Genomic DNA, 24,833 nt, shown 5'->3' with positions numbered 1-24,833 from the left:
ACGAGATTGGCAAGGCGCTCTGGGTGTTATGCTCAGAGCTTTGCGGGATACCGCCATCCTGTTCAGCAGTGGGCAGGATGCTATCGCTGCACCGTTGAGCGATAATGCTTAGCAGTGTTCAGCGTAAATGTATCAGGCACGGATATGCTTGTCACTCTGGAAAAAGCTGGGGAGATTCTTGCCAAAGGATCCCATACGGCGATTACGACAACAGACGGCAAGATCGCGCTGGTGCCAAAAGAAAAAGAGAACCTTAAGCTGACGGCCGCCGAAGCCATTAACTTGATGTTCTACGTCGTCCGCTCTGCCGACCCCCCAGAAGCAGTGATGGCACAACTGCAAGAGGCCGTTGCCAAGGCGCAAGCCCCTGATCCCGCCGAAGAACGCGCCAGAAGATATCGAGAAATCCGCGGAACTTAGCAGAAGCCGGTCGAGTCGGTTGCTCCAGGGCTCTCTGGACTAACTCGAGTTCCAGAATCAGAGGCTGGCAGGGCTGAGGGGAACCAATTTCCCGTCCGTAGTCAACCCCAGCAGCATCGGCTCCTGTGGCTGGATGGCCTGGCCAGTGAGGGCGCAACGCTGGGGCCGCTGAGCCGTGGCGGGGAAACTGGCCTGAATATCCTCGGCGGTGAGGGTGGCAGCCTCTTGAGAGTGGCGCAAGACATAGCCCCAGAGAATTTCGCGGATCAAGGCCTGGTAGCCCTGGCCGCCGGCCAACGCCTTCAGTCGTTGCTTCAGTTCCCGCTCCAGACGAATGCTGGTCACCTCCATCTCGGTGGTGGGAGTGCGAGGGTGGGCGTGGGCATGCATGCAGGGATCCTCTCCAAAGGCTTATACTACTCCTGTAGCACAAGGTGAGCACTGAGAGCATTCTAGGTGTAGAGATTTTGCCGCAGGTTTTATGGTTGAGCCGATCCCACCTCGTCGCCGCGCCTTAGAGCACCTGCTGAACCGGTTGGGGTTCAAGGATCCCGCCTGGCTGGAGCAACTGCGCTGGGATCTGTTGGATCAAGCTTTGATTCACCCTTCTCTGGATGGCCAGCGCAACAACGACCGGCTGGAGTTCTTAGGGGATTCTGTCCTGCGCATTTTGGCCACTGAGTTCTTGTTCCAGTCCTATCCCCACTTGTCGGTGGGAGAGCTGACCGCAGTTCGCTCGGATCTGATCAGCGATGCCCACCTGGCGGAACTGGCGGATCTGCATGGCCTAGAGCGCTACCTTGAGGTGGGATCCAGCTCCCAAAACGACCTGGCCGGACGGGAGCGGCGCTTAGCCGATGCTTTTGAGGCGGTGTTGGGATCCCTATACCTGAGCTGGGGCATGCACACCCTGGCCCGGCTGCATCCTTGGCTGGATCCCTACTTTCGCCAACGGGTGGAGCAGTGGTTCCAGGATCCCACTCGGCGCAACCCGAAAGCCGCGCTGCAGGAACTGACCCAACGCCTATGGGGCACCTTGCCGGAATATCGTCTGGTGGCTGCCCGGGAACACCCGCCGCACTTCACCATGGAAGTTTGGGGCCACGGCCAATGTTGGGGCCGCGGCGAGGGGCGCTCCAAAAAGGCGGCAGAAATGGCCGCTGCGGCCCAAGCCTACGGGCACTTGCAGTCGCAGGAAATAAGGTAGGCGCCACTACGAGGCGCTCCATGGGTGGCAACCGCTGTGGTAGCCGGCCTCTGCTTCCGGCACCGCCAGCCCGCTTCTACGGGGAGTTCTCGCCTCATCTCGCCTGCAGCTGCAAGCTGGGATCTGCATTGCCCAGCTTTTTGGGGGTTAGGCTGACAAGGGGGCAGAGCAGCGGCAGCCTGAGAGAGATGAGAGCGTTGAACCTAAGCTAGACCTAGCCAACGGTGCAACAAGAGTATGGATCCAAAATTGGAACAGCGCGCCCGCGAGCTGCGCGCTCTGCTGCAGAAGGCCAGCATTGCCTACTACGTCCACGATGCCCCCATTCTGGAAGACAGCGTTTACGACCGCCTCTACCGCGAGCTGCAGGAGCTGGAGCGGGCCTACCCCGAGCTCATCACCCCCGACAGCCCCACCCAGCGGGTAGGGGAAAAGCCCGCCGAGCAGTTCCCCACCGTTTCCCACCGCATCCCCCTCTACAGTCTGGAAAACGCCTTCAACCTGGAAGAGCTAAAGGAATGGCAAGAGCGCCTGTGGCGGGTTCTGGGGCGCACCCCTGAGGAAGGGGAGCTGGAATATGTGTGCGAGCTGAAAATTGACGGCGCTGCCCTGGCTCTTACCTATGTGGATGGGCTGCTGCAGCGGGGGGCCACCCGCGGCGATGGACAGTCAGGTGAGGACATTACCCCCAATATCCGCGCCATCCCTTCTATTCCCCTGCGCTTGGCAACCGCCGCTCCCCCGCCGGTCCTGGAGGTGCGAGGAGAGGCCTATCTCCCCATTGCTGAGTTCGAGCGCATCAACCGGGAGCGATGCTCCGCCGGGGATCCCCCCTTTGCCAACCCGCGCAACTGCGCCGCCGGCACCTTGCGCCAGTTGGATAGCCGCGTGGTTGCCGCCCGCAAGCTCAGCTTCTTCGCCTATGCCCTCCACTGGCCGGAGGGGTGGCCAAGCGGGGATCCCCCCCAAACCCAGTGGGAGTGTCTGCAGCGGCTAAAAGACCTGGGATTGCCCGTCAATCCTCTGTCCCAGGTGTGCCGGGGCCTCGAGGAGGTGGTCCAGTTCTACGAGCGGTGGCGGCAGGCCCAGCTTCCCTATGCCTGTGACGGTGTGGTAGTGAAGCTCAACTCCCTGCGGCTGCAAGAGGAGGCCGGCTTTACGCAAAAATTCCCCCGCTGGGCCATTGCCCTCAAATACCCTGCCCAGGAAGTCCCCACCCGCATTCGCGCCATCGTGGCCAGCGTAGGCCGCACCGGAGCCGTCACGCCGGTGGCGGAGCTGGAGCCGGTTCTTCTGGCGGGCACCACCGTCAGCCGCGCCAGCCTGCACAATGCCGATCGCCTGGAAGAGCTGGATGTCCACATCGGCGACACCGCCATCGTGCGCAAGGCCGGGGAGATCATCCCTGAGGTGGTGGGGATCCTCAAGGAGCTGCGCCCCCCCGATGCCGTTCCCTACCGCCTGCCCAGCCACTGTCCCGAGTGCGGCACCCTTTTGGTTCGCCCTGCCGGCGAGGCGATAACCCGCTGCCCCAACCCAGCTTGTCCGGCCAAGATCAGGGGGCAACTGCAGCACTGGGCCAGCCGCGACGCCATGGATATCGAGGGCCTGGGGGAAAAGCGGGTGGCCCAGTTAGTAGAAAAGCTGGGGGTGCGCACCGTGGCCGATCTCTACCGCCTCACCCCGGAACACTTGGAGAGCCTGGAGGGGATGGGATCCCGTTCCAGCCAGAAGCTGGTGCAGGCCATCCAGCGCTCCCGTCAACAGCCCTGGGAGCGCGTGCTCTACGGGCTGGGGATCCCCCATGTGGGGGTGGTGACCGCCCAGATTTTGGCCCAGCATTTCCCCGCCCCAGAACTCTTGGCCCAGGCCAGGGCTGAAGACATCGCCCAAATCTACGGGATAGGGGCGGAAATTGCCGAGGCGGTGGTGGCCTGGTTTGCCGATCCCGCCCACCAGAAGTTGCTGCAGGAGCTGCGGGAGCTGGGGATCCCTGCCCTGCCCCGGCAAGCGGCCCCTGCCGTCTCCCAGGTTCTGGCTGGGAAGAAGTTTGTCATCACCGGCACCCTGCCTACTCTCTCCCGCCAGCAGGCCAAGGCTTGGATTGAAAGCCGCGGCGGCAAAGTGACCGCCAGCGTCAGCCGCCAAACCGACTATGTGGTGGTAGGGTCGGATCCCGGCTCCAAACTCAAGCAGGCCCAGGCTTTGGGGATCCCTCTCCTGAGCGAGGCGGAGCTGCTGGCGTTGGATCCGAAGTGATCTCCATCCTTGACGAGAAAAAATTTGGGAAGGCCGGCTTGTCCTCGCCCTGGCGATGGTTTATCATGCGATTCTGTGAGGAGTGGACGCCAGAGGGGGAAGAGGACGAAACACGGACAGTCCCTTCCCCTTTTTGGTGCTCAAGATCTACCCTGGTTCCGCTCCAGAGGGTATCCAACCGAACCAAAAAGCCCACTTGCTTCCGACGACCGTCTTTGCCAGAGTTAGGAACATTCCACTATCATGAGAGTAGCGGAGACGCATGTTTCCGTTCACTCCTCACACCATCCGCCGCTCGACGTCGAGTCGGGCGGTTTTCTTATCAACTTTCTATCCAATCGCCGCAGAGCTATCCTCTACAGCCGGCTTAGGAAGCCCACAAGCTGGAAGGAAGTGCTAGACTAGTAGGTCAGTAAGTTCTGTCCCTTCAGTATTCCTACGCCTCTGCGGCCGCGCCCCACGTTTAAGCAGCACCAGAGCGTCCTGTCTTTCCTGGAATTCGCCGAACACAATAGCCAAGAGCAAACAGCAACGAGGATCCCATGGCCAAGCATGACTCCCACCTGAGATGCTCCTTCTGTAATAAGTCCCAGGATCAAGTGCGTAAGTTGATTGCGGGGCCGGGGGTCTACATCTGCGACGAGTGTGTGGAGCTGTGCAACGAGATTTTGGAGGAGGAACTCTACGACGGCAATACCCCACCTGCCACAGCCCCTGCTGCCAGCCGTCGCGAAACCCCTAGAAAATCCTCTCGCAGCTTGCCTTCTCTGGCACAGTTGCCTAAGCCGCGCGAGATCATGCGCTACCTTGACCAGTACGTGATTGGCCAAGAGAAGGCCAAGAAGGTTCTGTCGGTGGCGGTTTACAACCACTACAAGCGGCTGGCTGCTAAGGCCAACCCCAACAGCCTCGGAGCTGCGGAGCTGGATGAGGTGGAACTGCAAAAGTCCAACATTTTGGTCATTGGCCCCACCGGCTCCGGCAAAACCCTGCTGGCCGAAACCCTGGCCCGCATGTTGGATGTGCCCTTTGCCGTTGCCGATGCCACTACCCTCACCGAAGCCGGCTACGTCGGCGAAGATGTGGAAAACATCCTGTTGCGCCTGCTGCAGGTGGCGGACATGGATGTGGAAGAAGCCCAGCGCGGCATCATCTACATCGACGAAATCGACAAAATTGCCCGCAAGAGCGAAAACCCTTCCATTACCCGCGACGTTTCCGGCGAAGGGGTGCAGCAGGCTTTGTTGAAGATGCTGGAGGGAACTATTGCCAACGTGCCTCCGCAGGGAGGGCGCAAGCACCCCTACCAAGACTGCATTCAAATCGACACTTCCAACATTCTCTTCATCTGTGGGGGCGCTTTTGTCGGCCTGGAGAAGGTGATCGAGCAGCGCATTGGCAAAAAGTCGATGGGCTTTATCAAGCCAGGGGAGCAGCTAGCAGTTACCCGTGAGCAACGCCTGGCCGATGCCCTCAAGGCGCTGGAGCCGGAGGATTTGATCAAGTACGGCATGATCCCAGAATTCATAGGGCGGCTGCCGGTGGTGGCTACCCTGGATCCCCTGGACGAGAAGGCCCTCGAGGCCATCTTGACGCAGCCTAAAAATGCCATCCTCAAGCAGGCCCAGAAGCTGTTGCGCATGGACGGGGTGGAGCTAGAGTTCGAGCCGGCTGCCATTTCTGCCATTGCCAAGGAAGCCTACCGTCGCAAAACGGGGGCGCGGGCGCTGCGGGCCATTGTGGAAGAGCTAATGCTGGACGTGATGTACGAGGTTCCCTCTCGCCGGGATATCAAATACGTGCGCATCACGGCCGAGATGGTGGAGCGCCGTTCCACGCACGAGCTGATCCCTCACCCTTCCACCCTGCCTAAACCTGAGTCTGCCTAGGGTCACAGCCCTGCTGGATCCCGCTGCGTTGGCATATGATCAGTGTTTGGTCTTGCAAGGAAGGGCAAGGGGGCGCATGGGGCGGGCGGATCGCGAGTATGCGGTGATCGGTCTGGGACGCTTCGGCACGAGCTTGGCCCTCACGCTGATGGAGCGAGGGCACAATGTTTTGGGGATCGACCGCAGCCGGGAGATTGTGCAGCGTCTGGCGGATCAGCTAACGCAGGTGGTGGCGCTGGATTCCAGCGATGAGGATGCCCTGCGGGCGGTGGATATTCTCTCCTTCGACACCGTGGTGGTGGCCATCGGCAGCGATTTCGAGAGCAATCTGTTGACGACGGTGGCCCTCAAGAGTTTGGGGGTGCGCAACGTGGTTTGCAAGGCTTCGACAGAGCGGCAACGCTCGATTCTCTTGCGGGTGGGAGCGGATCGGGTGGTGTTGCCGGAGCAGGAGGCGGGGCGACGTTTGGCTCAGGTGCTGACGGCACCAGGGATCCTAGATCAATTGGAGCTGGAGCCGGGTTACAGCATCACCGAGCTGGAGGTGCCGGAGGCGCTGGTGGGCCATACGCTGGCGGAGTCGGACTTGCGTCGCCGCTTCGGCATCACAGTTTTGGTGGTGAAGCGAAAACAATCGTTGGTGGTTTCTCCCCCGGCAGATTACCTGCTGGAGAAGGGGGATCTGCTGGTGGTGCTGGGGGCCAATACCAACATCTCGCGGCTGAACGAGATGTAACGGGGGATCCGATGAGAGAGGGCTGCGTCCCGCCGCCGCAACCCGAGGGGGCTGAGGGATGGGTGTCTCCCCGATCTTCAGGAACCCCTCGCCCGACGCTGCCTCAGTCCTCTTGGATCCCGGCCAGTCGCTTACACCGGCTCTTTTTTGGGGACAGGCGTCGCCCGCTGCCGCCGCCCCTGCGCCTGGTCGCGGGGTTGGGCCTGCTGGCGGTGGTGGGGACTTTGCTACTGATGCTGCCGGGAATTGGGCGCGGGGATCCCTTGAGCTGGAATGAGGCGCTGTTTACGGCCATGTCCGCCCTGAGCGTAACGGGTCTCTCGACGATTGTGGCGGCGGAGGATCTCACTTTGTTCGGCCAGATCGTGTTGCTGCTGTTGATCCAAATTGGCGGGGTCGGCTTCATGGTGCTGGCGGTGGTGGTCTTTCAACTGCTCGGGCGGCGCATTTCCCTGCTCAACCGCTTGGCGCTGTGCAACTCGCTGGGCCTGATCGATCCGGGGGCTATTCTCGAATTGACGCGGCGGGTGTTGATCGGGGTCACCCTGATTGAGCTGGGCGGAGCTTTGCTGCTCTGGGTGCACTGGCGGGATCTCTACGGGCCGGAGCGAGCAGTTTTTCTGGCGATTTTTCACGCGGTCTCGGCCTTTTGCAATGCGGGGTTTGATCTATTTGGCGCCGAAGGGATCCCTACGGATGGCCTGTCGCTGGCGATCTTGGCGGCTCTGATTTTTATCGGCGGCTTGGGCATCCCGGTTTTGTCGGATCTGCTAACTTGGCCCCGGGGCCACCGCCCCTCTCTGCACACCCGCATCACCCTGGTCGTGGTGGTGGTCTTGCTCTGCACGGGCGGACTGGGGATGTTCTTGGCCGAGAGCTTGCCCCAGGGATCCTTGCAGGAGGTAAGCTGGCCCCGCCGCTTGGGCCTGACATTTTTTCAATCGGTTTCGGCCCGTACCGCCGGGTTCGCCGGGATCCCCATTGAGGATTTGACCCCGGCAAGTCAGTTGTTGCTGATGGCTCTCATGTTTATCGGGGCAGCTCCGGCTTCCATGGGGGGTGGCATCACCACCGGCACCTTGGCAGTGTTGGTGTTGGCCTTGTGGGGCTATGCCCGCGGTTTGCCCAGCGCCCAGATTGCGGGGCGCAGTTTGGATCCCTCGATGGTGCGCAAGGCAGCAGCGGTGTTGACCGTCTCTCTGTTCGTGGTGCTATTGGCAACTTGGCTGATCTTAATTACCCACCACCACAGCAGGCTGGATCCGGTGCTCTTCGAGGTCATCTCCGCTTTTGCTACCTGTGGCCTCTCGACGGGGTTCACGGGGGAGCTGAATTTGTTCGGCCAACTGATTATCGTTTTGGTGATGTTCTGGGGCCGGTTGGGGGCGTTAACCATTGTCCTGGCTTTGGCCCAGCAGCAACCGCGTCAGTTGGTGATCTACCCGGAAGAGCCAATTTTAATCGGGTAATCTCCTGACCAGAGGACAAGGAAATCCAAAGGGGGAGAGCAGAGGTTGGAGGTGGTTCCCCAGCTCACAGCCCCGCCGGGAAATCTCCAGCTTCCCTCGGAGGCAGCCCCGAGGTTTCCCCCAAGCGGCCTCCGCTAGACTGAGTAACAGGTAACCTCAGCTACACCCTCGTTGTCCCTTGCGTATTGGGAGCTTTCCGTGTCCAAGTTCCTCCTAATCGGTTCTACCGAACCTTTCAGCGGCAAGTCGGCGGCTGTCTTGGGTTTGGCCAAGCATCTGCAGCAACAAGGAGTGAAAATTACTTATGGGAAGCCGCTCGGATCTTGCGCCCGGGAGGATGGATCCCCGGAAGGGATAGACCCGGATATGCGCTTTGTAGCGGAGACGCTGCGGCTGACCCAGATGCCACCCATGCTTTTCCAGCTCGACGAAGAGGCGTTGCTGACCCATATCCAGCAGTCTCCGGGGGAGCCAGATCCCGCGCGCTCTGTCGCCCCTCTGCTGAAGTTTGCCACGGGATCCGCTGCGGATTTGATCCTGCTAGAGGGCCCGGCCGATCTCTACGAGGGCGAGTTGTTCGGCCTCTCCCTGGCCAAAATGGCCCAAGCCCTGGATGCTCAGGTACTGCTGATCAGCCGCTACCATTCCCCTTTGGCGGTCGATTCTCTTCTCTTTGCCCACCGCCAACTGGGATCCCATTTGGCCGGCGTGCTGCTCAACGATGTGCCACCCGACCAGATGGAGCCGGCAAAGACCATCGTTCGACCCTTTCTGGAGGCGCAAGGGATCCCGGTTTTGGGCATTTTGCCCTCCCACCGCATTTTGCGCAGCATCAGCGTTGGGGAGCTGGCGCGGCAACTGGAGGCCGAGGTGCTCTGCTGCCCGGATCGGATGGACTTGATGGTCGAAGACATCGCGGTGGGGGCGATGAACGTCAACTCCGCCTTGAAGTACTTCCGCAAGCTGGAGCACAAGGCGGTGATCACCGGCGGCGACCGCACCGATATTCAACTGGCCGCCCTGGAAACCTCCACCCTCTGCCTAATCTTGACCGGCAAGCTGCCTCTGGATCCCCGCATCCGGGCGCGGGCCGAAGAACTGGAAGTGCCGATCCTCTCCGTGGATCTGGATACCTTCACCACCATCAATCGCATCGAGCGGGTTTTCGGCCAGATCCGCCTGCACGAGGAGGTTAAGGTTCGCTGCATCCAGGAGTTAATGTCAGCAAACTTTGACTTTTCCCGCCTTTATGCCCATCTGGGCCTGACACAATCCCTAGCGTCGGCAGCAGGTGCATAAAAAAGTTATCTAGGGCTTCTCTACATCTAGCCCTTAGTAAGGCATATGTTCAGATGAGAAACACTATCTGTAACCAAGGGGGAACAGATTTTCTCTACCGTCCTGATTTCTAGTGTCTGGCGCTTGCTCCCGTTTGCAATGATTTCTGCAAGAAAACGCAGAGATCGTTTGCCATTTGCGGCTACCCACCGGCTTCAAGAGATATCATGCAAGTATTCATCACCTCAACACACCACTCCTCCCCCAGCTTTTCTGGGGGTTTTTATTCGCGCTGTTTGGCCAAATAACTCGGCTTCTGATGCCTCTACAGGCTTATGCTGCCGGTAGCGCGAAAAGATACTTTTCCAGCCACGACGGCGCCGACAGGCCCTCCAGGGGGTAGAATGCAGTTGCCGGTGTCGGCTAGGGATCCCATCATGGCCAAGAGCTTACGTCCGGGCAACCGCCAAGTAGCACCTCCCCCACGGCTGGCCGATTGCCCTCCTAGTGGCATTTTTACCGACGGGGGCTGTTCCCCCAATCCAGGGCCAGGGGGATGGGCGGTGGTGGTGGTTGAGGATGACCAGATTGTGGATGAGTTTTACGGAGGGGATCTCGCCAGCACCAACAACCGTATGGAATTGACCGGCCTCATTCGGGCCTTGCAATACTGCCGGGATACGCTGGGCAACGCGGTAGAGACCATCTACAGCGACTCCCACCTTTGCGTGCAGACCTACAACGATTGGATGGAGCGCTGGGCAGCCCAGGGATGGCGGCGGCGCACAGGGCCAGTGGAAAACTTGGATCTGGTGCAGGAGCTGTATCAACTCAAGCAGCAGTGCCCGCAGGTGCGGGTGGCCTGGATCCCGGCCCATCGGGGTCTGCGCTGGAACGAATATGTGGATGAGCTGGTCGCCCGCGCCCGACCTAAGTAATTCTAATTCATCGCCTCACGGCAGAGTGCAAGACTTCCTGAACCGTTCTGGCCATGCGCTCCCAGGTAAAAGACTTGACCCACTCCAAGCCTTTGCTGATTTTTTCAGCGCGCAGCTTCGGATCCAAAACCTGAGCCATCGTATCTGCCAGGGAATCTTCTACGTAAAACGCAGCATCTCCTCCCGCTTCCACCAAGGCAGAGTTGGGATAGATGATGACAGGGGTTCCACAGGCCATGGCCTCCAATACCGGTAGCCCAAATCCTTCATAGGCACTTGGGTAAACCAGAGCTACAGCATTCTGGTAGGCATGAACCATGCCCTGTAGATCTAGGCGAGCGCTGAAGACAGGCTGAGGAGCTGCAGCTTGCCGGTAGGTCTCTGGAACAAACGACCCATCGGTGCAAAGGACAGGAAAGGGCTTGTAGGACCACTGCTGATAAGCCTCGAAGAACAACTCGTGTCGTTTGTAGGTTCCTTGCGAGCATTGAATGAGTAGCCAGTGTTTGGGGGTAGCCGAGGGATCCGGCTTGAACACACTGGTGTCAACTCCGGGGTGAGCTACCACCGCCTCTTTCCCAGTTAGGCGAAGGAGGTCACGGGCCGTGTTTTGGCTAACCGCTATGATGCGAGTGGCTACGTCAAGGGCGGCGTGCTTTTGGCGCCACATGGGATCTGCCAGATCCCAACCCAGTAGCTCTGGGATCATGTCATGGAGCAGGAGCACCTGAGGAACGTCAGGAGCTAGATAGGTATAGTAAGTGCTCATAAAAACGTCCGCCCCCGACCAAGCAAAGGCTTGCCGCAACTCAGGATCATCCCAGTAGGCATAGCTAAAGGGATGCCCCTGCATTCTCTCCACACCTTGGGGTAGCTCTCCTATGCCGCCCCGATCGTAGAAAGTAACGCGAATCCCAAAGCGGGGCAATTCTCGCAGTAGGTTGCGCCAAACCGTGGCAATACCACTTTGGGCAAATTGGAAGAACACTCCATCCACAAACAGGTGAAGACGCTCCCGCACCTCTACCACTAAGGGATCCCCGTATGCCCAGGGGAAAAAGGGCTGCAGCGAGCAGGGCTTTTCCGCTTTTTGCAGCTCTTCCCAGGCTTTTACGGCCCCTTGATAGCCGTAGTAGGACTCCTTAAACTCCACCTGCTTTCGCAACGCATAGGCATAGTGGTCAAACACTAAGCCCTCTGCTTCTGCTTGGTCTGCAGTCAAAACCTTCTTAGGAACCTGTCCATTTCGGGTTAATATGGGCGGCTCGTGAGTTTGCCACTCACACTCAGCGGGATCCCACCTCCAAACTCGCCACCACTCCATCTGAGGGTTGTTGCCCCACTTGCCTTTGTTGTCCAACACAAGATTGGGGCCCACAAAGTAGCGACAGTAGAACTGAGCTGCCTCTAAACTGGGGTCTGCTTCAAATCGTCGATGCACCCGTCGGATTTGTTCAGCTGTCCAAATCTCATCAGCATCCAACTGCCACAGCAAGCAGGGATAATCAGGCTGAGCTGCCCTGACCATTTCGATTTTGCCATCCCAAAACTGGCCATCAGGCTTCTGAACCAGCCGAACACGGGTATCCTTGGCCGCCAAGTCTCTCAAGTATTCAACTGTGCCATCTAAGCTGTGCCCTTGAGCATACTCCTCAGGGATCCGGCCACCGTTGGCCAAACTCCACCCTGTGTCATGCCGCAAGGCAGCAACGCCCTCAACCACCACCCATTGCCAGGGGATCCCTAACCTATCCAACTGACAGAGGACAGAGTAGTGGCGCTCAATGTAGGGTTGTCCATCCAATACAATGGTGAAGAAATGAATAGGAAGGGTAGCTTTAATATCCTTAAAGATGGCAAAGCCGTTGCGGGCATTTCCCCAGCGAATGAGTCGGTAGCCATAGCTAGGAAGCTCCCTCAAGGGGCGGCTATTCTTAAAAGCAAGGATATCATCCAAGGCAATATACTTGGGACGAGCACCCCGCTCTAAAAAAGCTTGCAGGTCGTACCAGCCTGTAAACTCGCCACCGTCGATGAGAAGAAGATCGGGATTGGGAACTCGGCTTGCCCCATCTGTGGGAACAGACTTGAGTAAATCTTCATCCCCCTGACGCCACTGTAAAGCCTGCTCTCGGCCATAGGGAGCCCAAATGCTAGAGCCAGATTCCAACCACTCTTCCACCTCCTCCACTGTAGCGATCCTAGGTTGGGCAGCAGCGTGAATGGGAATGCAGCGGGGATCCTTGCTTACCCTCCTAGCCAGCTCCCTGTAGCGCTCAGGATGAGCTTCTATGCTGTAAATACGAGCAGATTTGGGAAGGGCATATCGCAAAACAGCTGTGGATCCCTCGCCACTACTTGCTCCTATCTCGACTACCACTTGCAGAGAAGAATCCCTGCAGATTTCTGCAAGAGCCGTCCCGAAAGGTTCATCCAGTCGAATCTCTGGTGGGATGTACCACTCTGGCTGAGCAGAGTCATTTTTTCGTTGTTGACCGACCCAATGACTATAAGCAACAGCAGCTTCTCGATAGTAGAAATGATAGAGGGAACTAACTTGAGATGAAAAGGCATCAGGTTCATCTTGAAAGAGGTCATAAAGGTATCGAGTAATCTGGAATAGCCACAGGCGCGCCACCTCCTCTCCCAGCGGAGGATCATAAAGGGAGTTGGCAAAAGCGTCGGGTGGCCAATCTTCTAGGATTTGTTTCAGCACTAGACACACAGAATCCTCTTCCCCAGCTTTGGTGAAGTAGTCAAGGCTGTGTCCCAGGAGCTGGAGTCGCTGGTAGTCGCGTGCAGGCAGCTTCAAGGCTTCCTGCCGCATGCGTTCTGCAACAGGCTGATAGACAATCGAAAGAACCTGCAAAAATCGCCTTGCCTGTGGCCACAGCAATCCTTCCGGAGATCCACCCCCATACCTTTCCGCAAACTCAGGGGCAATGGATAGAGCAATGGTCTCCAGGAGAATTGAGGGGATACCTTCTTGCTCAGCTTGGGCAAAAAAGTCAGAGTAAGATCCTTGCCAAAATAAAGCTCCTAACTGCTCGAAGTTCTTGGCTTGTGTCACAGCTAGTAACCTCTAGTGCTCTTCCCTACAGGCGGAGAAAGTGACTCTGCCCAAGCATAGCAAGGGTTTCAACTTTTGGAAAAGGGAGGACTCCTAGGGAAGGTAGAACTACCTCTTCGGAATCTCGTCGGTAGCGCACGGGGCAAGTATTCCATGCGCTTCGGTTGGCTAAGGCTAAAGGGAAGATGGTGCTAGGCGCAACTTCTACTTAAGAACTTGGCTTCGTGGGCCTCTGCCCAAGTGCTGCGATTGGCTACAACCACTAGCTGCCTAAGTAGCTATCACGCAGCCTCAGCTTCGTCTCCAGTTTCGTCCCCAAACTCTCCCCCTCTCTTGATTGTGGTTGGAAGCTCTTGGCTTCTGGGATCCTGTCAGCTCAGGCTTCCTGACGATGTTCTGCCAGCGACAGCGCTGGTTCCTCCGTCGGCGCCCCTGGCGCTGGCCTTTTCCACCAAACCGGAAGAGGCGAAGGAGCTGCAAGCCTGGGCTGGGGATCGGCTGGTTCAGGAGGCGGGAGCGCAAGTAACGGAAGCGGACTACAACCGGATCAGGCCGTAGGTGAGGGCGTAGCGCACCAGCTCGGTGCGGCTGCTGGTGCCCGTCTTGTTGAGGAGGCGGGTGACGTATTTTTCCACGTTGCGCACGCTGGTTTGCAGTTGTTTGGCAATTTCTTTGTTCATCAGACCCTCTGCTACCTTCTCCAACACCTGCTGTTCCCGTGGTGTCAGCTCCACCTTAATCGGTGGGGGTAAAGGAGTTGGGGTGGGGGGCTGAGAGGGAATGGTCGGGGGGAGAGTTCGCTCCGATAGCAGGGCGCGAATCGAGGCCAGCTCGCGGGCCACTACCTCCGAGGGGCTAGCCGCGCGGGAGCGCTCGATGAGATTGGAGACAATGGCCACCAGCTCTTCTGGATCGAAGGGCTTGGGCAAGTAGGCATCGACGCCGGCCCGGTAGCCCTGGATGCGGTCGGCGGTCATCCCTTTGGCGGTGAGGAATACCACCGGCAGATGGCTGTAGGGATCGAGTTTTCGCACTTGCGCCAAAAATTGGTAGCCGTCCATGCCCGGCATCATGATGTCGGAAATAATCAACTGTGGCTGCGTCGTGCTGAGCAGTTGCAGGGCTTGCTGGGCATTGGCAGCCGGGATCACCTCAAAGCCGCTGTCTTCTAGATAGGCTTGCACTGCTTCCCGCAAGCCTGGCTCGTCATCCACCAACAAGATGCGGGCCCGTGCGGAGGCAGGTTCGGATTTGGCTTGAGCGGAGGGGGCCATTGTGCAGCTCCTGGATAGCTTTCAAGATTTTGGCTGGAAGAGACATACCTGCTCCATTTAAGCCCTACTGGGCCGTGAGCAATCTGAGGCGGAAGCAGGAGCCCTGGGGGGAGCTTTCCACCTCGAGATCTCCTCCCATTTGGGCGGCCAAGTCGCGGCTGATGGCCAACCCCAGCCCCTGCCCCGGCTTGGAGGGATCGGCGCGAAAAAACGGATCGAAGATCCGCTCCAGGTTCTCAGGATGGATGCCGGGGCCGTTGTCGCAGACGGCGATCCACACCTCCTGGCAAGAGGAGGCGCTTGAGCCTCTCGCTTCCTCGGCGGGCTTGACCTCTACCCTGAGCTGGATATCGCCGGGGGGCGGGGTGTACTTGCAGGCGTTGTCGATTAAGTTATCCAACACCTGGCGCAGGGCGCGGGGATCTGCCAGTACCGGCGGCAGGAAAGGGGGAAGAACGGCCTGAAAGCGATGTCCCTGCGCTTCCGCCAGGGCCTGATAAATAGGGCTCCACTCCCGCAGCAGGTCGGCCAAGGAGAGGGGCCGAAGTTGGAGAGGAGCCGGGATCCCGTCCAAGCGCTCCAGCTCCGCCAGCAGATCCTGCAGATGCTTGCACTCCTGTTCAATGCTCAGGCCAATCCAGTGGTTGCGATCGTCGGGGGGCAGACGCTTTTGCAACAACTTGGCCAGCGTGCTCAGGGCGGTTAGAGGATTGCGCATCTCGTGGAGCAAGGTGGAGAGCTGCTGGGCAGATAGAGTGATCCCCCCGCCAGGCCTGGGATCCCCGCCCCCACAGACGGGCTCAGGCTCTGGGTGAGGTTCGGCAACTTTTTTCGCTCTCGGCATGGATCCCCTCTTTCAACTCTCCTGGAGCAAGCAAATCGATCCTAGCCCCATCCTCCCTGGGATTTGCCACTTCAGACCGGCTCCAGGCCGGCGGACTAGAGCTGGCGGGGTAAGTAGATATTGAGAATTTCCCCTTGCCGAGCCCGATGGCGCACAGTGAGATAGCCCCCCAAAGCTCGGAACAGGGTTCGGGCTACTGGCAGGCTGAGGCTAATGGCCCCGGTATCTGGCTGCACCACCAACAACTGGCCAATTGGCTGAGGGGACTTAAGTTCCAGGCTAGGGGTGTCGCTCCCCTCGGGGGTGTTTACCTGGAACTGCAGCTTCACCAGCTCGCCAGCGCTGAGCAATTGGGCGCGGATGCGGCTGCCAGCGGGAGTACTACGGGCTAGGCGGTCGATAATTCCAAATAGCACCGCCTCCAGGGCTTTGGGATCGCTGACCACATCGGGCAGCTCGGCAGGGATCTCCAACTCCAAGCGGGATCCCCGCCGTTCCACCTGTTCCTGCCAGCGGGGCAGGTTTTGCCGCACCAAGTCCACCAGCGCAATCGGCTCCAGTTGCAACCGACGTCCCTCGCCTGGCGTGGCAGCGGGCATGACCGTTTCTGTGGCCTGGAAAAACAGACCGAAACGGTTGATTTGCTCGGTGCACTCGCGGTCGATCTTCTCCACGTATTCCCGCACCCGCGGTGGCAGGTCGCGCCGCTTCAGGATGAGGCTGACCAAGGTGCGGATGGTGCTGAGGGGCGTCTGGATCTCGTGGATGAGAGCCCGCAACAACTCCGCCTCCGAGAGGCTGCCCGCTTGCTCTGGCTCGGCTTGGGGAGCGGAGGAGCGGCCGTGGGCGGGAGGCTCAGGCGCCGGCGAGGAAGCGGAAGATGAAGAAGCCGGGATCTGCCTTGCTGCTGGTGGCGGTGGAGGCACAGCGGCAGCCTCCTGTTCTGCCCTGGCAGGGGGCAGGCGGGCGGGCGGGGATCCAAACTCGGCCAGGTTACCCAGCAGAAGGAAGCTGCTGAAGCGGGCCAACACCCGTACATGCGGCTGCATCAGGGGATAGTGGCGGGCCAACTCCTGCCAAGCGGCCAGCCGGTCTGGCCTGCCCTGTTGAACCCGTTGCTCCAGGCTCTGCCAGGCTCGTCGGATCACCTCCGGCTCAAAAGAGACCATCATCCCCCTCTGCCGGGTGTGGGGATGGTGACCCTGGGCAGCTACTGCCGAAAAAACAGGGGTGAGCAGCAACAGAAAAGGCTCCTCCACCAGTGGATCCCGCGGCAGGAGAGGGATCACCGTCTGCCCAGGGGTGAGGATTGACTCAGGGGAAAAATCCGGGCTGAACAACCAGGGGGGTTCCCGTGCCGGCTCCCAAGAGTGGCGGGGAAGATGCAGCGCATCCATGGGCAGCGGCAGTTGGGGTAAGGGATCCTGCACCACCCAAGGGGGCCACCAGGAGACCGGCCCCCCGATCACCACGCCAAACTGTCCAACCTCTTGCCATAGCTGGAGCAGGGCTGCCACCGTCTGCTGCCAAGAGCGCTCTCCCGCCCCCGGCAACCATTCTGGCAAGGGTAGAGCGGCCCACAAGGCTTCTATCAAGGACAGAAATCGGCGGCTGTTCACGGATCCCTTTGATCCCACCCTTCCCCTGTAGGCTAGCGGTTGTGGAGCTTCTAGGACAGCGGAAAACCTCACCTTCTCCAGGGCGGATCCCCGTCTTGCTCACCCAATCCGTCCATCTGGCAGAGTCGCCCCGCGCAGGTTGGCTCCCGCGAGGTTGGCGGTGCTGAGGTCGGCGCGGGTGAGGATGGCCTCGCGGAGATCGGCATTTTCCAGGTTGGTGCGGCCCAGATAGGCATCCACCAGGCTGGCCGATCTCAGGTCGGCCCCGGCCAGGTTAGCCCGACTCAGATCCGTCCGCGCCAGCTTGGCCGAGCGCAGGCAGGCGGCGGAAAGATCGGCTCCCGCCAGATCTGCCTCGCTGAGGTTGGCTTCCGCCAAGTTGACCTGGCTGAGCATGGCTTCCTTCAAGTTGGCCCGCCCCATCTGCACCCCCTGTAGGTCCCCGCCCAGAAAGGAAGCTCCCCTCAGGTCGGCGTTGCTGAGGAGGGCCCCGCGCAAACAGGCCCGCTGTAGGTTGGCTCCCTGTAAGTGGGCTCCGATTAAACTGGCCTCTTTGAGATTGGCCCCCCTTAGGTCGGCCCGCGTCAAATCCGCTCCCGCCAGGTTGGCCCCGCTCAGGTCGGCGCGGCTGAGATTGGCGCTGCGCAGCACGGCTGCCCGGCGACTCTCGAAACGGAGATTGGCCCCCCGCAGGCAAGCCCCCCCCAGGTTGGCGCTGGTGAGGTTGGCCCAGCGCAGATCCGCCTCTAGCAAGTTGGCGTCGATCAACAGAGCCAGCGTCAAGTTAGCCCCGTGCAAGTCCGCCCCTTGCAACGTGGTGCCGTGCAAATGCGCATCTCTGAGATCTGCCTCGCTCAGGTCAGCCTGGCTGAGGTTGGCCCCACTGAGATTCGCTCCCACCAAGTTGGCCTTCTGCAGCTTGGCCCGCCCCAGGTAGGCAAAGATCAAGTTGATACCATGCAGGTCGGCCTGAGAAAGGTCTATCCCGATCAAATCCGCTCGGCTCAGATCCAGAGCGGCCAGGTTCTCGCCTGCAAAGTTAACCCGTCCTGCCCGGTACAGTCGGAGCAGATCTTTGGCATCCATTGGCATCCATAGAATCCATGGAAGAGAGCTGATCCCGCGCTCATGGCCATTCTAAAGCGAGACACTGCACTGGAGCGCCAGCATTATCGGCTCTAGGGAAGGCAAAGGACTTGGCCTCGCCGGCGCGACCAAAAAAGTAGGGTGGCCGCCAGGGTAACAGCAGAGCGGTTGGACAGCGCCTTTGAAGGTTCGTTTCGGGACTCCGAAGAATCTCTGCCCTCAAGGGTGAGGAGGGTCAGGGCTTTCGCGCCCGGCGCTGTCTTGGATGTTGGCAGCGGCGAAGCGGCATCCCTCACCCCCCACCCCTCTCCCACTGGGAGAGGGGGGCTGCTCCTACAGCTACAGCTCTCTCTGACTTCAGGCGAGTTGACGGGATCCCAGAATGGCGGGCTTGGTTTTCAAACCAGGCCAAATAGACGGCGCTCTGCCTCCTCCATGCGGGCCAAGAAAGCGGCGAACTTGGTGGAGATCTCCTCGACTTCCTGCAAAAAGGCGCGCAACGTCTGGTACTTGAGAACTAAGGCTTCTTCTAGGGGACGGCTCTGGAACTGTTCGTCCAAGGCCTGGCCCAGCTCGCTCAGGGCATTTTCAATGGCGGTTTTGATCGCGCCAATGCTGCGCCGCACCAAGCGCATCACTTCCTGCTCCAACTGGGGCTTTTGGCGGGCCAGCTCGCTGGTGGCCAGCACCTGCCGCAGAGCGGCATAGGGATCCCCCACCTGAAGCGGCATCTCGGCCATCTCTCCTGGCTGTCCCGCATTGCCGGCGGGCCGCAGCAAACCCCACTCCGACTGCTCCAGCCTACTCAGGATCCCTCTGAACAGGGCAGCGGATCCCTCTACGTCTTTCAGAAGGCCACGCAGCACCTGGTGTTTGAGGCTCAGGTATTGGTCCGGATCCTCGTCCTGCAGCCCTTCGTCCAGGGCGTTGCCCAACTCGCTCAGGGTGTTCTCGATGGTGGCCATCAGGGACCCGGCGCTACGGTGCAGCAGTTGGCGGCAGGGTTCTGGAAGCTCTGACGCCAGAACGGCAGGAGCAGAAAAAGCAGGGGGCTCGGCTGTCGCTTCCCCCTCGTTCGGGCTTTCGGACTCCAGCCAAGTGATGCGGCTGGACTCCGTCCCGCCAGTGCCGACGGCATTTTCCCCATTGAGCCAATCGAGATCGGCGGCGAGAGTCTCGGCAGCTAGCCCCCCACCGGCCATTGTTTCTTGGGACACGTAAACGTAGAGAGGCTGCAGCATCTGCAGCACGGCGTTAGCTGCTTGGCTATCCTGCTCCGGCTCCTGGAGCTGCTGCACCGCCTGTTGCAGCCGCGCTTCCAGCTCCTGCGGGGAGTTGCAGGCGTCGTAAAGGGCTCTGAGCAGCTCGTCGAGACTGTAGCGCCGTAGGGCCGCCAACCCTTGCACCGTGGGCTCTAGCCTGTGGTGCAAAGCCGTGAACAAAACCAGCTTGGCCCGCAAGGGACTTGTCTGCTGCATCACCCCCGCCCGCAACTCGAACGGGTCGTAGTCTTGCTTGTGCAGTTGTAGGCCGCCGTATCTCACAGGTAAGCTGGGCGCAGGCGCCACCCAAGCCGGCAGATCCCCAGATGAAGCAGTCAGAGGGCTGCCGGGATCCGATTGAGACTGGTGATAGAGGAGCTCGAGCTTGCTCAGCAGCAGTTTGGCGACGCGGGCGTATTCAGCCTTCTTGTTGATTTGGCTGATGGCGTCGCGAAAACGCCGGACTAGGTCCTCCAGGGTCGCATGCTCGCGGTAGAGCTGCTCCAGCAGAGCCTTTAGCTCCTCCCCGCTCAGCTTGACAGCGTCGTTTGTCCAAGTGCGGGTGCAGGTGAAGTAAACCAGCTTTTTTACCCGGTCTGCGTACTCGCCCTGCTGCACCTCTTGGACGATAAGGTGAAGGGGATCCGAGAGAGCCATAGGAGCTGCTCAGTGGGAGTTTTAGGCCTTGGGGTTAAAAGGCCGTTTCTGGAGGAGCATGGTCAAGAGGTCCTACCATCATCATGTAAGGAAGCGGCGAAGGCAATCAACCAGGGCCAAAGGCTCTATCCGCCTCAATCCTCTTGCCAGTCTAGGTCGGAATCGGTCAGGATGCGATGGCTCTGCTTACGGCAGGTCAGGTGGTGCCCCTCCCCCCTTCGCTTGAGACCTGGGCAAGCTGGGGCAGAGTTTGCCGCTTGCGCTTCCTGGAGTTCATGTAAAAGCTGTAGGTAAAACCCCCGCCGCTCCCAGTCCAGCTCCCGCAGCCCACAGCCCGGCTCCCGATCGTGCAAGCAATCGCGAAACTGACAGGTGCCCAGCCGCTCCCGCACTTCCGGAAAGCAACGTATTAGCTGCTGAGGGGAAACCGGCGGGATCCCTTCGCCGGCATTGAACCCCGGAGAGTCGGCAATCCAACCCCCCTCTGGCAGAGGGAACAGCTCCACATGGCGGGTGGTGTGCCGCCCCTGGCGCAACTTCTCTGACACCGCTTGGGTGGTCAGCTGAACAGCCGGCAAGAGTCGGTTGAGCAAGCTTGACTTGCCTACCCCTGAGGGGCCAGCCACCACCGAAATCTGATCCCGACAGCGGCGGCGCAGCTCGGGGATCCCTGCCTCAGTAAGGGCACTGACCAATAGAGGCTCATACCCCCACCGCTGCAGACGCTGTCGCCAGCTCTCTGCCACCGCCGCCTCTACACAATCGCACTTGTTGAACACCACCTGAACTCGCAGGTGGCTGGCCTCGGCCTGCACCAGCAGACGGCTGAGGGCGTTGGGCTCGGGCTCCGGCTCGGCCAGGGCCATCACCACCAAGACTTGGGTTATGTTGGCGATGGCCGGTCGAGGCAACTGAGTTCGCCGCGGCAGAATGGCCTCAATTGCCCCCCGCTCCGGCCAGAGAGAGTCGGCAGCCGGCGGTAAGCTAACCTCCACCCAGTCCCCCACCATCACCGACTGCCCCATTTTTTTGAGCTTGGCCCGAGCAGTGCAGAGAAGCTCCGCCGGCATCGGCTTTTGGGCCGGGAAATGCGCCTCGATCTCAGGAAAAAGGGCAGCCAGCTCGGGATCGATGCGCACGCGATAAAAGTTGGCCTGGGCGGCGCGCACCCAGCCAGTGCAAGTGGATCCCTGCCCCTCCTCTTGGACGGCGCTCCGGTGGCTCATGCCAAATTCCCACGGCGTACCCAGAGGATGTGGTGTCCCTCGGGCGCCGCTTGTTGCCCTTCAATGTAATGCCCCGCCATCGTCAGGCTCTTGGGCACCTGCTCCAGAGGCTCTCCTGCATCCAGCCACAGCTCCAGCACCTCCCCCGGCGCCATGCGTTCTAGGCGCAACTTGGCGCGCACGTAGTTGAGCGGGCAGGGGATCCCGCGTTGATCCAGAACCAGCTTCACCTCGTGGGGGGGAATTGCGTCTGCCGTCATTCTTCTTCTCGCTCTCGGTTGCCGGGCATTTGGGCCAGCCCCCGCAACAGCCCGCCCAAGAAACCGTCCCGCTTGTTGATGCGTTCCCCATGCAACTCGGCCAGGCGCATAAGCAGTTCCCGCTCTTCCGAGCTGATGCGGGTGGGAATCTCCACTACCAGGGTGATTTTGTGGTCGCCCCGCAACATCGGATTGCCAAGGCGAGGTACCCCCTTGCCCTCCAGAGTTAGCACCGTACCCGGCTGGGAACCCGCCGGAATGGTCAGCTCCGCCTCTTCCTCCAGGCCCGCCTTCGAGTCCACCGTGGGCACCAAGACTTTAGCCCCCAAAATGGCCTGCAGATAGCTTACCCGCACCTGCGAGAAGATGGTGAGACCATCCCGCTGGAAGTCGGGATCCGGCTCGACGAAGAGGTAAACGTAGAGATCCCCAGGTGGGCCACCGCGCCGACCGGCATCCCCCTCGCCAGAAACCCGCAGACGGGTGCCGCTGTCCACGCCGGCAGGGATGTTGATGCGCAGCTTCTTGGTGGTCTGGGCGAGGCCCTCGCCATTGCAGTTATAGCAGGGCTCTTCCAGCACCCGGCCGGCACCGCCGCAGGTGGGGCAGATCGAGACCTGGGTAAAGTTGCCAAAGGGGGTGCGGGTGGCCCGCCGCACCTGACCAGCGCCGCCACAGGTGGGGCAGACTTTCACATCTGTGCCGGGCTTGGCCCCGCTGCCCCCACAGACCGGGCAGACCTCCAAGTGGCTGATGCGAATTTGCTTTTCGCCGCCGAAGATGGCCTCGAGAAACTCCAATTTCAGGTCAAAGCGCAGGTCATCCCCGCGTACCGGCCCTTGGCGGCTGCGGCTGTAGCCAACTCCCCCTCCCGCAAAGTTGGTGAAGAAGCTCTCGAAAAGGTCGGCGAAGCCACCGATTCCGGCGAAATCCTGGAACCCGCTGGCGGCAGCCGCCGCACCGCTCAGCCCAGCTTCCCCAAAGCGGTCGTAGCGAGCCCTCAGCTCGTCGTCCGAGAGCACCTCATAGGCGCGGTTGATTTCCTTGAAGCGATCCTCAGCCCCTGGCTCTTTGTTGACGTCAGGGTGATACTTGCGGGCCAGCCGACGATAGGCGCGCTTAATCTCTTCCTTGGAGCTATCACGGCTAACCCCCAAGATTTCGTAGTAGTCACGAGCCATAGAAGCGCTTCAGAGAACAAGGATCGAATGACGCCGGAAACACAGCTTGCCGGATGGCCCAGGCAATGCCCCTCTGCCATGCCCCAGAGCTGAGCAAAAGCCTTCGCCGAGTATCCTCAGCGAGTGCCATAGATCTCACTCCCCATCTCTAGGAGCACAGCCCGCAGCTCTTCCATTGCATTCCGTAAAGTTGCTAAGTCTACGTTATCATTTGCCAGCAGCGCCCTCAATGTGCCCGCCGCCTGGGCCCCCCTCTGGAGGCAGATCTCGCTAAGGCGACTGCCGTGCTCCTGCAGGGTCTTCTCGTAGTTGTAGAGCAGGCTGTCCGCTTGGTTGCGGGCTTCCACCAACTGCCGCCGGCGCCGATCTTCTTCGGCGTAGGCCTCGGCTTCCCGACGCATCCGCTCGATCTCGCTGCTGCTCAAGCCGCCGTGGTTGGTGATCTTGATGCTCTGCTCGATCCCCGTCCCCTTCTCGCGGGCGGAGACTTTCAAAATGCCGTTGGCATCGATATCAAAGGAGACTTCGATCTGGGGCACCCCGCGGGGAGCTGGCGGGATCCCGGTTAGTTGAAAGCGGCCCAAGGTCTTGTTGTCCTTGGCCATAGCCCGCTCTCCCTGCAAGACGTGGATTTCCACCATTGTCTGGCCGTCGGTGGCGGTGGAGAAAATTTGGGTTTTGCTGGTGGGAATGGTGGTGTTGCGCTCGATGATGCGGGTGAATACCCCGCCCAAGGTCTCCACGCCAATGGAGAGGGGAATCACATCCAACAGCAGCAGGTCTTTCACTTCTCCGCCTACCACCCCTGCCTGGATGGCTGCGCCAAGGGCTACTGCCTCGTCGGGGTTGACGGAGCGATCCGGGTTTTTTTTGAAGATTTGCCGAATCTTCTCCTGAACAGCGGGAATGCGAGTAGAGCCACCCACCAGCAGCACGCGGTCGATATCCTCAGGGGAGAGGCCGGCATCCCGCAAAGCTTGCTCGGTGGGCTCAACAGTAGCCTCCACCAGATCCTGCACCAACTCCTCGAACTTGGCGCGGGTCAGCTCCACTTCCAGGTGTTTGGGCCCGGAGTCGTCGGCGGTGATAAAGGGCAGGTTGATGAGCGTAACCTGGGTGCTCGACAGCTCGATTTTGGCCTTCTCCGCCGCCTCCCGCATCCGCTGCAAGGCCATGCGATCCCGGGAGAGGTCGATCCCTTCCGTCTCCAAAAACTGGCGGTTGAGCCAATCGACAATTCTCTGGTCAAAGTCATCCCCGCCCAGGTGGTTGTTGCCGGCGGTGGCTTGTACCTCGAACACGCCGCTGCCCAGTTGCAGCACCGAGACGTCGAAGGTGCCGCCACCCAGGTCGAAAACCAAGATGCGCAGATCTTGATCTTGTTTGTCCAGCCCGTAGGCCAGGGCGGCTGCCGTCGGTTCGTTGATGATGCGCAACACCTCCAGTCCGGCAATGGTGCCCGCGTCTTTGGTGGCCTGGCGCTGGGCATCGGTAAAGTAGGCGGGGACGGTGATCACCGCCTGAGTCACCGGCTCCCCCAGATAAGCCTCCGCGTCGGCCTTCAGCTTTTGCAGGATCATTGCGGAGATCTCCTGGGGCGTGTAGGCGCGATCCTGCACCACCACCTCCACCATGTTGTCCCGGCCAGGGATCACCTTGTAGGGGACTCGCTTGCGCTCTTCTTCAGTTTCGGCGAAGGTGCGGCCAATGAAGCGTTTGATGCTGAAGATGGTGTTTTCGGCGTTGGTAACCGCCTGACGCTTGGCCAGTTGGCCCACCAGGCGGACGTTGTTCTTGGCAAAGCCGACGATGCTGGGGGTGGTGCGCCCTCCTTCGGCGTTGGTGATCACCACGGGCTTGCCCCCTTCCAAAACCGCCACGCAACTGTTGGTGGTTCCCAGGTCAATCCCGATGACTTTGCCCATACCCCTCTCTCCCCGTGCGTCAAATCCCAACCCAGGACAATTCCACGGATCTCATAAGAGCATTTTGCCCAGAATCCCGCAGAAACCTTCAGGCGGCGCTTCCGCCTCCGTAGCTTTACTGTAGCCTTTTTGAGGCTATCCCGGCTTTGTTTGTCAAGGTTCAAGTGAGCAAGTTTGGTTAGCTAATCCGCCGTTCGCGCTAGCGGGACGTAGTCCTGGAAGCCCCGCTCTGT

19 protein-coding genes are annotated in these 24,833 nt (G+C 60.2%); 8 read left to right on the top strand and 11 right to left on the bottom strand.

The annotated features are described in order from the left end of the window. The first annotated feature begins 144 nt into the window (after positions 1-144). Positions 145-420 (top strand): hypothetical protein, encoded by a 276-nt coding sequence (locus tag GG26_RS11775; RefSeq protein WP_414390781.1) that lies wholly within the window; start codon positions 145-147, stop codon positions 418-420. A 57-nt stretch (positions 421-477) separates the two neighbouring features. Here the strand turns inward: GG26_RS11775 and GG26_RS11770 are convergent, their stop codons facing one another. Continuing rightward, positions 478-810 carry a hypothetical protein gene (locus tag GG26_RS11770; protein WP_011429695.1) on the bottom strand — a complete coding sequence of 111 codons (333 nt, stop codon included), beginning with the start codon at positions 808-810 and terminating at the stop codon, positions 478-480. 91 nt (positions 811-901) lie between these two features. Between GG26_RS11770 and rnc the strand changes: the two genes are divergently transcribed. From rnc to GG26_RS11735, 7 genes are all read left to right on the top strand, one after another. Continuing rightward, complete coding sequence (gene rnc, locus GG26_RS11765) at positions 902-1,627, top strand: ribonuclease III (RefSeq protein WP_011429694.1); 726 nt, start codon at positions 902-904, stop codon at positions 1,625-1,627. A 237-nt stretch (positions 1,628-1,864) separates the two neighbouring features. Continuing rightward, positions 1,865-3,886 (top strand): NAD-dependent DNA ligase LigA, encoded by a 2,022-nt coding sequence (gene ligA / locus GG26_RS11760; RefSeq protein WP_011429693.1) that lies wholly within the window; start codon positions 1,865-1,867, stop codon positions 3,884-3,886. A 542-nt stretch (positions 3,887-4,428) separates the two neighbouring features. After that, complete coding sequence (gene clpX / locus GG26_RS11755) at positions 4,429-5,775, top strand: ATP-dependent protease ATP-binding subunit ClpX (protein ID WP_011429692.1); 1,347 nt, start codon at positions 4,429-4,431, stop codon at positions 5,773-5,775. A gap of 76 nt (positions 5,776-5,851) precedes the next feature. After that, positions 5,852-6,511, top strand: coding sequence for a potassium channel family protein (locus GG26_RS11750; RefSeq protein ID WP_011429691.1), 660 nt, complete (start codon positions 5,852-5,854; stop codon positions 6,509-6,511). A gap of 62 nt (positions 6,512-6,573) precedes the next feature. Beyond that, positions 6,574-7,980 (top strand): TrkH family potassium uptake protein, encoded by a 1,407-nt coding sequence (locus tag GG26_RS11745; RefSeq protein WP_240527719.1) that lies wholly within the window; start codon positions 6,574-6,576, stop codon positions 7,978-7,980. 198 nt (positions 7,981-8,178) lie between these two features. After that, positions 8,179-9,279, top strand: coding sequence for a phosphotransacetylase family protein (locus GG26_RS11740; RefSeq protein WP_099835615.1), 1,101 nt, complete (start codon positions 8,179-8,181; stop codon positions 9,277-9,279). 383 nt (positions 9,280-9,662) lie between these two features. Further along, positions 9,663-10,196, top strand: a complete 534-nt coding sequence (locus GG26_RS11735; protein ID WP_414390771.1) for a ribonuclease H family protein — start codon at positions 9,663-9,665, stop codon at positions 10,194-10,196. Positions 10,197-10,203: 7 nt separating this feature from the next. Here GG26_RS11735 and GG26_RS11730 read toward each other — a convergent pair whose 3' ends face one another. From GG26_RS11730 to dnaK, 10 genes are all read right to left on the bottom strand, one after another. Next, complete coding sequence (locus tag GG26_RS11730; protein ID WP_414390768.1) at positions 10,204-13,065, bottom strand: glycosyltransferase; 2,862 nt, start codon at positions 13,063-13,065, stop codon at positions 10,204-10,206. A 737-nt stretch (positions 13,066-13,802) separates the two neighbouring features. After that, on the bottom strand, positions 13,803-14,540 hold the full coding sequence (locus tag GG26_RS11725; protein WP_414390766.1) for a response regulator: 738 nt from the start codon (positions 14,538-14,540) through the stop codon (positions 13,803-13,805). A gap of 64 nt (positions 14,541-14,604) precedes the next feature. Then, on the bottom strand, positions 14,605-15,384 hold the full coding sequence (locus GG26_RS11720) for a sensor histidine kinase (RefSeq protein WP_011429685.1): 780 nt from the start codon (positions 15,382-15,384) through the stop codon (positions 14,605-14,607). Between the two features lie 95 nt (positions 15,385-15,479). Next, positions 15,480-17,003 (bottom strand): sensor histidine kinase, encoded by a 1,524-nt coding sequence (locus tag GG26_RS11715; RefSeq protein WP_414390762.1) that lies wholly within the window; start codon positions 17,001-17,003, stop codon positions 15,480-15,482. Between the two features lie 99 nt (positions 17,004-17,102). Beyond that, positions 17,103-18,089 (bottom strand): pentapeptide repeat-containing protein, encoded by a 987-nt coding sequence (locus tag GG26_RS11710; RefSeq protein ID WP_168173314.1) that lies wholly within the window; start codon positions 18,087-18,089, stop codon positions 17,103-17,105. Positions 18,090-18,487: 398 nt separating this feature from the next. Beyond that, positions 18,488-20,008: a hypothetical protein gene (locus tag GG26_RS11705; protein ID WP_414390759.1), complete on the bottom strand. Its 1,521-nt coding sequence runs from the start codon at positions 20,006-20,008 to the stop codon at positions 18,488-18,490. 134 nt (positions 20,009-20,142) lie between these two features. After that, complete coding sequence (gene rsgA, locus GG26_RS11700; RefSeq protein ID WP_011429680.1) at positions 20,143-21,234, bottom strand: ribosome small subunit-dependent GTPase A; 1,092 nt, start codon at positions 21,232-21,234, stop codon at positions 20,143-20,145. Next, positions 21,231-21,494, bottom strand: a complete 264-nt coding sequence (locus GG26_RS11695) for a sulfurtransferase TusA family protein (protein WP_414390756.1) — start codon at positions 21,492-21,494, stop codon at positions 21,231-21,233. The genes rsgA and GG26_RS11695 overlap by 4 nt, the downstream gene beginning before the upstream one ends. Beyond that, positions 21,491-22,675 (bottom strand): molecular chaperone DnaJ, encoded by a 1,185-nt coding sequence (gene dnaJ / locus GG26_RS11690; protein WP_011429678.1) that lies wholly within the window; start codon positions 22,673-22,675, stop codon positions 21,491-21,493. The genes GG26_RS11695 and dnaJ overlap by 4 nt, the downstream gene beginning before the upstream one ends. Before the next feature lie 116 nt (positions 22,676-22,791). Further along, positions 22,792-24,600, bottom strand: coding sequence for a molecular chaperone DnaK (gene dnaK, locus GG26_RS11685; RefSeq protein WP_011429677.1), 1,809 nt, complete (start codon positions 24,598-24,600; stop codon positions 22,792-22,794). Positions 24,601-24,833 lie beyond the last annotated feature (233 nt).

The sequence above is a fragment of the Synechococcus sp. 'PEA 65AY6A-5F PE A' genome, assembly GCF_047462575.1.
Taxonomy (GTDB): Bacteria; Cyanobacteriota; Cyanobacteriia; order Thermostichales; family Thermostichaceae; genus Thermostichus.
Note: the sequence above shows the minus strand (reverse complement) of the source record. Positions and strands in the feature narration are given on the sequence as shown.

What these genes read in the sequence shown, in the direction of transcription:
- GG26_RS11775 (WP_414390781.1), top strand. Translation starts at nt 145, where the DNA reads ATGCTTGTCACTCTGGAAAAAGCTGGGGAGATTCTTGCCAAAGGATCC.
- GG26_RS11770 (WP_011429695.1), bottom strand. Translation starts at nt 810, where the DNA reads ATGCATGCCCACGCCCACCCTCGCACTCCCACCACCGAGATGGAGGTG.
- rnc (WP_011429694.1), top strand. Translation starts at nt 902, where the DNA reads ATGGTTGAGCCGATCCCACCTCGTCGCCGCGCCTTAGAGCACCTGCTG.
- ligA (WP_011429693.1), top strand. Translation starts at nt 1,865, where the DNA reads ATGGATCCAAAATTGGAACAGCGCGCCCGCGAGCTGCGCGCTCTGCTG.
- clpX (WP_011429692.1), top strand. Translation starts at nt 4,429, where the DNA reads ATGGCCAAGCATGACTCCCACCTGAGATGCTCCTTCTGTAATAAGTCC.
- GG26_RS11750 (WP_011429691.1), top strand. Translation starts at nt 5,852, where the DNA reads ATGGGGCGGGCGGATCGCGAGTATGCGGTGATCGGTCTGGGACGCTTC.
- GG26_RS11735 (WP_414390771.1), top strand. Translation starts at nt 9,663, where the DNA reads ATGCAGTTGCCGGTGTCGGCTAGGGATCCCATCATGGCCAAGAGCTTA.
- GG26_RS11725 (WP_414390766.1), bottom strand. Translation starts at nt 14,540, where the DNA reads ATGGCCCCCTCCGCTCAAGCCAAATCCGAACCTGCCTCCGCACGGGCC.
- GG26_RS11720 (WP_011429685.1), bottom strand. Translation starts at nt 15,384, where the DNA reads ATGCCGAGAGCGAAAAAAGTTGCCGAACCTCACCCAGAGCCTGAGCCC.
- GG26_RS11710 (WP_168173314.1), bottom strand. Translation starts at nt 18,089, where the DNA reads ATGGATGCCAAAGATCTGCTCCGACTGTACCGGGCAGGACGGGTTAAC.
- GG26_RS11705 (WP_414390759.1), bottom strand. Translation starts at nt 20,008, where the DNA reads ATGGCTCTCTCGGATCCCCTTCACCTTATCGTCCAAGAGGTGCAGCAG.
- rsgA (WP_011429680.1), bottom strand. Translation starts at nt 21,234, where the DNA reads ATGAGCCACCGGAGCGCCGTCCAAGAGGAGGGGCAGGGATCCACTTGC.
- GG26_RS11695 (WP_414390756.1), bottom strand. Translation starts at nt 21,494, where the DNA reads ATGACGGCAGACGCAATTCCCCCCCACGAGGTGAAGCTGGTTCTGGAT.
- dnaJ (WP_011429678.1), bottom strand. Translation starts at nt 22,675, where the DNA reads ATGGCTCGTGACTACTACGAAATCTTGGGGGTTAGCCGTGATAGCTCC.
- dnaK (WP_011429677.1), bottom strand. Translation starts at nt 24,600, where the DNA reads ATGGGCAAAGTCATCGGGATTGACCTGGGAACCACCAACAGTTGCGTG.